Source organism: Glycomyces dulcitolivorans, from assembly GCF_003265355.1.
Taxonomy (GTDB): domain Bacteria; phylum Actinomycetota; class Actinomycetes; order Mycobacteriales; family Micromonosporaceae; genus Glycomyces; species Glycomyces dulcitolivorans.
In genome coordinates, this window is record NZ_QFRW01000207.1 from 1 (window position 1) to 6810 (window position 6810).

8 protein-coding genes and 1 pseudogene are annotated in these 6810 nt (G+C 71.2%); 3 read left to right on the forward strand and 6 right to left on the reverse strand.

The genetic code is table 11. From position 1 onward, the window contains the following. The 5 genes and pseudogenes from DI269_RS14600 to DI269_RS14620 all read right to left on the reverse strand — a co-directional run. A pseudogene (locus DI269_RS14600) lies at nt 1-319 on the reverse strand (hypothetical protein); the annotation flags it as partial. Nucleotides 320-593: 274 nt separating this feature from the next. Then, entirely contained in the window at nt 594-1181 is a 588-nt protein-coding gene (locus DI269_RS14605; protein WP_157974995.1) for a DUF1707 SHOCT-like domain-containing protein, read from the reverse strand. 76 nt (nt 1182-1257) lie between these two features. After that, nucleotides 1258-1710: a VOC family protein gene (locus DI269_RS14610; RefSeq protein ID WP_112137043.1), complete on the reverse strand. Its 453-nt coding sequence runs from the start codon at nt 1708-1710 to the stop codon at nt 1258-1260. A gap of 37 nt (nt 1711-1747) precedes the next feature. Beyond that, entirely contained in the window at nt 1748-2872 is a 1125-nt protein-coding gene (locus DI269_RS14615) for a hypothetical protein (protein ID WP_112137045.1), read from the reverse strand. Between the two features lie 96 nt (nt 2873-2968). Then, nucleotides 2969-3835, reverse strand: coding sequence for an NAD-dependent epimerase/dehydratase family protein (locus tag DI269_RS14620; protein WP_112137047.1), 867 nt, complete (start codon nt 3833-3835; stop codon nt 2969-2971). 108 nt (nt 3836-3943) lie between these two features. Here DI269_RS14620 and DI269_RS14625 point away from each other — a divergent pair, with 108 nt between their 5' ends. The 3 genes from DI269_RS14625 to DI269_RS14635 all read left to right on the forward strand — a co-directional run bounded on the left by DI269_RS14625 (nt 3944) and on the right by DI269_RS14635 (nt 6628). Continuing rightward, a complete protein-coding gene (locus DI269_RS14625; protein ID WP_112137049.1) occupies nt 3944-4732 on the forward strand; it encodes an MBL fold metallo-hydrolase in 789 nt (262 codons plus the stop codon). Nucleotides 4733-4853: 121 nt separating this feature from the next. After that, nucleotides 4854-5813, forward strand: coding sequence for an ATP-binding cassette domain-containing protein (locus tag DI269_RS14630; RefSeq protein ID WP_112137051.1), 960 nt, complete (start codon nt 4854-4856; stop codon nt 5811-5813). Next, nucleotides 5810-6628 (forward strand): ABC transporter permease, encoded by an 819-nt coding sequence (locus DI269_RS14635; RefSeq protein WP_112137053.1) that lies wholly within the window; start codon nt 5810-5812, stop codon nt 6626-6628. Before DI269_RS14630 ends, DI269_RS14635 begins: the two co-directional genes overlap by 4 nt. Here the strand turns inward: DI269_RS14635 and DI269_RS14640 are convergent. Then, on the reverse strand, nt 6625-6810 hold a 186-nt coding region (locus DI269_RS14640), incomplete at its 5' end, for a hypothetical protein (RefSeq protein ID WP_157974996.1). The two genes, DI269_RS14635 and DI269_RS14640, sit on opposite strands and share 4 nt — an antisense overlap.

Genomic DNA, 6810 nt, shown 5'->3' on the forward strand with positions numbered 1-6810 from the left:
CGGCGGCGGGCGCGCGCAGGACGCCGCGGGCGCCGGCCGCGACGACCATGGCGGCGGTGCGCGGGTCGGCGTCGCCGCACATGACGAGCGCGGTCTGCGGGAAGCGCGAGCGCAGGTTCTGGGCGAAGACGACGGGATTCGGTGCGGCGAGCTTGAAGTCGATGACGGCGGTCTGGACGAGGCGCTGGCGCAGCTCGACCAGGAGGGCGGCGGCGCAGTCGACGGTGCGGATGGCCAGGGACTGGCCCATTCTGGAGGCGCTGGCGGATATGGCCCGGGCCGCTTGCACGGTCGGGACGCAGACGACCATGGTGGTCATGGCGTTCTCGCTTTCGGTGGATGCATCGCACTGCCGGTGGGGGCGGTGCGACCGGTGGGAATCGGTGGGTTCGGTGGGATCGGGAGTCCGAGGCCGCAGGTGGCCGGGCATCGTGTCCGCCTGCTGCTGCCTGGGAATGGCTGGTCTAACGAACCCGGGGCGCGCGAGTTACGCCTTTAGAGTGAAAAGTTGTGGCGAATAGTGAACAGCGCGAACTCGAAAGGGGACACCCGATTCGGGGTCCCCTTCCTGGTCGTGCGGGTCGTATGGTGCTTTACCAACGCCACCAGAGGAAGCGGCGCTCGTAGCGGATGACGGCCTTGCCGTAGCGGCTGGTGCCGGTGAGGTGGATCCGGGGCCCGTCGGTGCTCTGGTGGCACTTGTTGACAACGGCGCCGCCGTGGAGCTGGACGCCCTCGTCGACCGCGGAGGCGTTCGGGGGCAGGATCACCGTGATCTTGGAGTGGACGAGGTCGACCTTGAGGTCGGTGTCGGGGGCGGCGAAGTGGGCTTCGCGGCAGTCGAGGGTGACGGCGCTGTGCTTCTGCTTCGTGGTGATGCGCGCGGGCACGGTCCAGGCGCCCTGGCGCTTGACGTGGGAGTGCACGGGTTGCAGGTCGAGGTCGGGTGCGTCGGCGATCGACTTGGGGCGCTTCGGGACCGCGAGGGCGCGGTCCGCTGCGGGGAGGTCGGCGAGGAGGCGCTCGACGTCGGCGAAGGTCTTGGCCTCGTAGACGCGGGCGGAGCGCTCGGCGAACTCGTCGAGGTCGAGGCGGCCCTCTTCGGTGGCGGCGTGGAGCCGGCCGATGAGGGTCTCGCGGTCGGCGTTGGAGAGGCGGATGTTCGGATCGGGTGCGGGCATCGCGGTGTTCACCTTCTACTGGTTCCGCGATCGAACATACCGCTTCTCCCGATCCCGCTCCAGGGCTCTCCGTTCGTCAGGCGTGGCAGCAGAACTCGTTGCCTTCGGGGTCGGCCATGAGGATCCATTTGGCGCCGTCCTCGTCGTAGGCGCCGAGGCGGGTCGCGCCGAGCGCTTCGAGCCGGTCGGCCTCGGCCTCGTAGGAGTCGGGGCCGTAGTGGAGGTCGAGGTGGAGGCGGTTCTTCACGGTCTTCGGTTCGGGCACGGTCTGGAACAGCAGCCGCATGCCCTTGCCGACGCCGGAGTGCCCGTCGAAGGGGGCGTCGGGGTCGCGGACCGCGGCGGCGGTCTTCCAGCCCTTGCGGCCGTGGACGTCGACGACGTGGTCGTCGGTGACGATCCCCTGGTCGAGGAGGGTCGCGATGAGTTTCGAGTGGTCTTCGACGGCGTAGCCCATGGCCCCGGCCCAGAAGTCGGCGAGCCGGTGCGGGTCGGCGCAGTCGATGCAGATCTTGAATGTGACGGCCATGCCCCCGATCGTAGATCGGGGGCCCGACACCCGTTCCCTATTCGCCTTCGAGGGACGCCTGGGCGTTCGCGAGGTAGCCCTCCAGCTGCTGCTCGTAGGCGTACAGCTCGGTCTGGTCGCCGATCACGAGTTCGGTGTAGCGCCGCGCGTAGGCCTCTTCGGCGCCGTCGCGCAGGCCGCCGTCCTCGGCGCACTGGGCGAAGTCGAGGGCGATGGCGAACTCGGCGGCGACGGGGTCGCTCACGTCGGTGTCGTCGGGCAGCTCGGCGACCTCCACCCGCTCGTCGCCGTCGTAGGCGATCGTGGTGTCGCCGTACAGGTTCACGGCGATGTAGTCGCCGGTGGGCAGGTAGCCGTACTCGTCGAACTCCCACTCGCCGTAGCCGCGGTCGGCGAGGCAGTCGAGGAACGCCCGCTCGGCGTCGGCGAACTCGTCGAGGATGTCGCTGTACACCTGGCCGTCGCTGACCGCGGCCATCGGGCTGCCGTCGGCGCCGGGCCGGGACCAGTAGGTTTCGCCGTCGGCCTCCTCCGACACCGGTTCGCCGTAGACGGTCTCGATGGTCTCCAGCTCGCAGCCGCCGAACGGCGGCTGCTGGACCTCGAACTCGAACGGGTCCTCGCCGGCGTCGATCCACGCCTCGAACTCCTGGTCGTACGCGAAGCGCTCGCTGCCCTGCCAGGCCTCCTCCCAGGTGGCGGCGTACTCGTCGCCGAGGGCGTCGAACTCCGCGCGCTCCACGTCGAAGGCCGGGTCCCACCAGCCGTCGTCCTCGACGCGGGTCGCGAGGTAGTCGGGGTCCTCCTGCATCTCCAGCGCCGCATCGGAATCGGTCCAGGTCACCCACGCCCCGAACCCGAGCTTCTCGGCCTGCTCGACCGTGGGGATGCGCGCGTACGGCGACTGGAAGCCCGCGAACCGGCCGGGCATCCCGTTCCCGAACAGGGCGATCGGGTCGTGGACGGTGAAGCCTTCGTCCTGCATGCACATCGACCCGATCCGGACCTCCGCCTGGACGATCTCGAAGTTGAGCGTCGAGATGTTGACCATGCTCTGCTCGATGGCGGTGACGTCCTCGTCGGTGACCTCCACCGGTTCCTCTGCGGAGCAGGCGGTCAGGACGAGCGGGACGGCGAGGAGCGGGAGAACGGTTCGGCGCATGGATGCGGGGCCTTCCGGGATCGGCGGTCAGGGCGGCACCTCATAGATGCGCCGAAACCGCCCGAAGGTTGCACCGTGCGCCGAACCGGTTGGGGCTCAGACGTGGTCGCGCCAGGAGTGCTTCGGGTCGTAGCCGAGGACCCTGCGCGCCTTGTCGATCGACAGGAGCGTCTCGTGGCCCTCGACGGGCCGCTTGAGCTCCAGGTCCGGGTAGTGGCGGGCGACGAGTTCCGCTGTGGGCGTGGACATGACGGTGTCCGGGGAGGCGATCGTGAAGACCTCCTTGCCGGTCCCCGCGCGTTCGAGGCCGCGGCGGACGGCCAGGGCGCCGTCGCGGGCGTCGATGTACGACCAGAGGTTCCACCGCCGCAGCTGGGGGTCGGCCTCGAACGAGGGGAACTGCGCGTAGTCCTCGACGTACATGACGTTCGAGAAGCGCAGGCCCGTGGCCTTCAGTTCGGGGTCCCAGCGGCAGAACTGGTCGACCATCGTCTCCTCCATGGTCTTGACCAGGGAGTACGTGGACTCGGGCCGCGGGGCGTATTCCTCGTCGACCGGGAGGTACGGCGGCGGGGTCTCGAACGGCAGGCCCAGGACGGTCTCGCTGGAGGCCCACACGATGTTCCTGATCCCGGCGAGGCGCGCGGCGGCGAACACGTTGTAGCTGGTGAGCATGTTGTTGCGGAACACCGCCGAGTTCGGCTGGAGCCCCGGCGCGGGGACCGCCGCGAGGTGCACGAGCGCGTCGAAGCCGTCGAAGCGGTCGTCGATGCGCGTCAGGGCCTCCACGGCCTGCCCGTAGTCGGTGAAGTCGACCTGCGAGTACGGGAACGAGAATGGGTCCGGGTGGTCCGGCGAGGGCCGCCGGTCGAGGTTGACGACCTCCCAGCCGTGCTCGACCAGATCCCGTACGCAGGCCCTGCCGAGCTTCCCGCTGCCACCGGTGACCGCCACGCGCGCCATCGCGCCTCCCCTATGTCGTCGATGTGAACGCTCGCAGCCTACGTCCTGGAGTGCACTCCATGACAACCCCGCAGGTCACAGGTGGGGAACCCGTGGCAGGATCGGGCGATGACCCCGCCTTCGATCGACCTCGGCACCCACACCGTCATCGCGCTCGCCGACGGCGCCGGCCCGTTCTTCTCCCCCAGGGCCGAGGCGTTCCCCGGCGCGAGCGCGGCGCAGTGGGCGGCCGCCGACGCCTTCGACCCCGGCGCGGTCGACGCCGAGGGCCGGTGGCTGCTCCAGTTCCGGGCCTTCGCGATCCGCTCCGACCGGGGCGTGACCCTGGTGGACGCGGGGATCGGCCCGGCCGGCAGCCCCGCCGCCGCCTGGGCGCCGGTCCCCGGGCGGCTCCCCGAGGAGCTGGCGGCGGCCGGGATCGACCCCGCGGATGTGTCCAATGTGGTCCTGACGCATCTGCACACCGACCACGTCGGGTGGGCGGTCGTCGGCGACGAGCAGCGGCCCTACTTCCCCAACGCCGAATACCTGTTGCAGCGCAGCGAGGCCGACGCGGTCGACGCGATCAACCCGCGGCTGGAGTCCGTGCTGCTCGCACCGCTCCGGGACGCGGGACGGCTGCGGCTCCTCGACGGCGACACCGTCCTCGGCACCGGCGAGCGCATCGTCGCGACACCGGGCCACACGCCCGGACACCAGAGCGTCCTCGTCGAATCCGGCCGCGAACGCGCCGCCGTCACCGGCGACCTCCTCGTCCACGCCGTCCAACTGCTGCACCCCGAACTCGAATACGCCCACGAGATGGACCCCGCCGCCGCGAGGCGCTCCCGCGAGCGCCTCCTCGGCACCGGCCCGCTCCACCTCGCCACGCCGCACCTCACCGAGCCGTTCGTGTAGCGCCGCGCGTGTCACGGCCCGCGGCCCGCGTGCGGGCCGTGACACGCGCGTGCACCGCCGATGACACGCCCCCGTCGAACCATGGGACCCGACAACCGAAACGGTTCGAAGGGAAACACCCATGTCCACCGCATTCGAGACCGAGGGGCTCGTCAAGCGCTTCGGCGACTTCACCGCCCTCGCCGGGGTCGACCTGGCCGCCGAAGAAGGCACCGTCCTCGGCGTGCTCGGCCCCAACGGCGCGGGCAAGACCACCATGGTCCGCGTCCTCGCCACCCTCCTGCGCCCCGACGGCGGCACCGCCCGCGTCGACGGCATCGACGTCACCCGCCGCCCCGACGAGGTCCGCCGCCGCATCGGCCTCACCGGCCAGTTCGCCTCAGTCGACGACGACCTGACCGGTTTCGAGAACCTCCAGCTCATCGGCAGGCTCCTCGACCTGCGCGGCGGCGAGATCCGCTCCCGCTCGAAACGGCTCCTGGCCGATTTCGACCTCACCGACGCCGCCAAACGCACCGTCAAGACCTACTCCGGCGGCATGCGCCGCCGCCTCGACCTCGCCGCCGGCCTCATGGGCCGCCCCAAGACCGTGTTCCTCGACGAACCGACCACGGGCCTCGACCCGGCCAAGCGCGAGGAGCTGTGGGGCGTCGTCAGGAGGCTCGTCGCCGACGGGACCACCGTCCTGCTCACCACCCAGTACCTGGAGGAGGCCGACGCGCTCGCCGACGCCATCTCCGTGTTCGACCAGGGCCGCGTCATCGCCCACGGCACCCCCGCCGAACTCAAGCGGATCGTCGGCGGCCAGTCGATCATCGTGCGCCCCACCGGCGCCGACTCCCTCGACGCCGTCGCCGCCCTCCTGCGGCGCTTCACCGGGCACGAACCCGAATCGCCCCAGCGCGGCGTCCTCGCCGTCCCCGCCGACAGCGAGCTCGTGTTCACCGCGGTCGTCGCCGAGCTCGCCCTCGCCGGCATCGGCGTCACCGAGCTCGCGCTGCGCCTGCCCGACCTCGACGACGTGTTCTTCACCCTCACCGGCCACACCGCCGCCGACAAGAAAGAGGAGGTCCCGGCATGACCGCCGTCCTCACCGCCGACACCGCGCCCGAGGTCCTCGCACCGGACGCCAAGCGGCCCTTCGCCCTCGCGCGCCACTCGCTCGCGCTCGCCTGGCGCAACCTCGTCAAGACCCTCCGCAACCCCGAGCAGCTCATCGACGTGACGCTCCAGCCGATCATCTTCACCGCCATGTTCGGGTTCCTCCTCGGCGGCGCGCTCGCGGGAGACACCGCCGCGTACCTCCAGACGCTCGTGCCCGCGCTCATGGTGATGCTGACGCTGTTCGCGTCGATCCAGTCGGGCGTCAACTTCAGCGCCGACCTCAAGAGCGGCCTGTTCGACCGGTTCCGGTCCATGCCGATCGGCCGGTCCGCGCCGCTGATCGGCGCGGTCCTCGGCGACGCGATCCGGTACGTCGTCACCGTCGTCGTGCTCCTCGGGTTCTCGTCCGCGCTCGGCTTCCGGATCGACACCGACCCGGCGCGGGCCCTCGCGGCCTGCCTGCTCGCCATCGGCCTCGGCTTCGCGCTCAGCTGGGTGTTCCTCCTGCTCGGCGCCGTCCTCAAGGAACCGGGGTCGGTGCAGGGCGTGGCGTTCCTCGTCACGTTCCCGCTCACCTTCGGCACCAACCTGCTCACCCCGGTCGAGTCGATGCCCGGCTGGCTCCAGGCGTGGATGGACGTCAACCCGTCGGTGTACGCCATGGACGCCGCCCGCGGGCTCATGACCGGCGGCCCCGTCGCCGGACCGGTCGCGGTCACCCTGGCGTGGATCGCCGGGATCATCGCGGTCTTCGCACCGCTCGCGGTCGCCGCCTACCGGCGCCGCACCTAAGCGGTGCAGGCCCGCTCAAGGCGGGCCAGCGCCGCGTCCCGCTCCAAGGCGCGGCCGGTGCGCGCCGCGGCCTCGAAGGCCGCGGCGCCGAGCCGGTCGCGAAGGGCGCGTTCGAGGATCGCCGCGTCCACGTCGAACCGGTCGGGCGCGCCGCGCAGCTGGTCGGCGACGCCGAGCAGCTC